1 protein-coding gene is annotated in these 1,663 nt (G+C 53.2%); it reads left to right on the forward strand.

Features of this window, described 5'->3' with window-relative positions; genetic code table 11:
• Nucleotides 1–271 precede the first annotated feature (271 nt).
• Nucleotides 272–1,633, forward strand: a complete 1,362-nt coding sequence (locus tag WMP96_RS11670; protein ID WP_445292952.1) for an IS30 family transposase — start codon at nt 272–274, stop codon at nt 1,631–1,633.
• Nucleotides 1,634–1,663 lie beyond the last annotated feature (30 nt).

The raw sequence follows: 1,663 nt of genomic DNA on the forward strand, positions 1-1,663 counted from the left end.
CTTGATTTCTAGTGGTCGTGGAAACACCTGACATGGGTTAGGTGATTGTGTGGAGTCGAAATGGGTTCCGGATTCTGTTGTTGTGGCGCGGTTTGCGTCGTTGGTTCGGGCTGGTAGTTCAATACGGGCGGCTGCTGGGGTGGTTGGTTTAGCGCGTTCGGTGGCGTATCGGCTTGCTGGTGAGTTGGACTTGCCGCGCAAGCGCCGCAGGACTACTAGCTCGGATGACAGTCAGGAAATAGCTCGCCTGTGGCTGGAAGGTGTGGCACCGATGGATATTGCGCGCCAGCTTTCTATAGGCTCTTCTCCGGTGTACCGCATCGGTATTGAGCTTGGTTTGTGGAAGCGCAATCCATATGGCCGCAAAGCTGCGGCCACAACTGGCCGATGTAGCTATCTGCAACTGCGTGCGAATGCTTTAGGGCGCAAAGATGCAGCTTTAGCCTGTGGCATTCATCCGCGTAATGCTGCTGATATAGACAAAGGTGTCATTAAGCTTTCTACCGGGCGTGTGCCTTTTGTCCCGGCTGGCCCGGATGTGGCGCTGTATAACAGGCTTATGCAGGTAATTGAGTACGTTGATGGTCGCCAAGCAGTTCCAGTCCAGGTTATTCCGCAACAGCGTATCGATAGGCGTATTTCTTCGCGCTACTTGTCGGTAGAAGAGCGCGAGCTCATCTTTGATCTTGACCGGCAAGGCAAAGGCGTACGTGAGATAGCTCGGCGTCTTGCCCGCTCTGCTGGCACTATCAGCAAGGAGCTTAAACGCAACCGGGATGAATTTGGGGTGTATCTTCCCACGTATGCGCACCGTAAATCGGTGTTGCGTAGGTTTAGACCGAAAAAGCGCAAGATTGATGCCAATCCACGTTTGCGCACGGTGGTCTGGGCGATGGTGAAAGATAGGTACTCGCCAGAGCAGATTTCTGGGAGGTTGCGCAGCTGCTATCCCGGTGATGAGACTATGTACGTGTGTCCTGAAACGATTTATCAGTCTTTGTATTTCCAGGCTAAAGGCGAGTTGAAAAAGGAAGTCGCTGCTGCACTGCGTCGCGGTCACGCCCAACGTCGACCTCGTGGCACGCGCAGTGCCCGCAAGCGGTTTGTTGACCCTATGGTGATGATTTCCGACCGCCCAGCAGAAGTAGACGACCGGGCAGTACCAGGTCATTGGGAAGGCGACCTCATTCTAGGCGCGGGTAATAAGTCCGCAATTGGAACGCTAGTAGAGCGAACCACGCGCTATGTCATCTTGCTGCATTTACCGAATGGGCATAGTGCTACCGAAGTAAATGAAGCACTTACAAAAGCGATTGCTACCTTGCCAGATCATCTCAAAGGATCACTTACCTGGGATCAGGGAAGTGAAATGGCCTGCCATAAGGCCTTTTCTGTAGCTACAAACTGTCCCGTGTTTTTCTGCGATCCTGGTTCGCCGTGGCAGCGAGGCACCAATGAAAACACCAATGGACTACTAAGACAGTACTTCCCTAAAGGGACAGACCTCAACGTCCATAGTGCAGCGGACCTAGAATTCGTCGCCATGCAACTCAACCGCCGACCCCGCAAAACCCTGGGCTTTCAAACACCAGCCGAGAAAATGGCCGCACTGATAAACTCAACCGAAACATAGGAAGTGTTTCCACGACCACTAGAATCTGCC

The organism is Corynebacterium sp. KPL4035 (assembly GCF_037908325.1).
Lineage (GTDB): Bacteria > Actinomycetota > Actinomycetes > Mycobacteriales > Mycobacteriaceae > Corynebacterium > Corynebacterium kefirresidentii.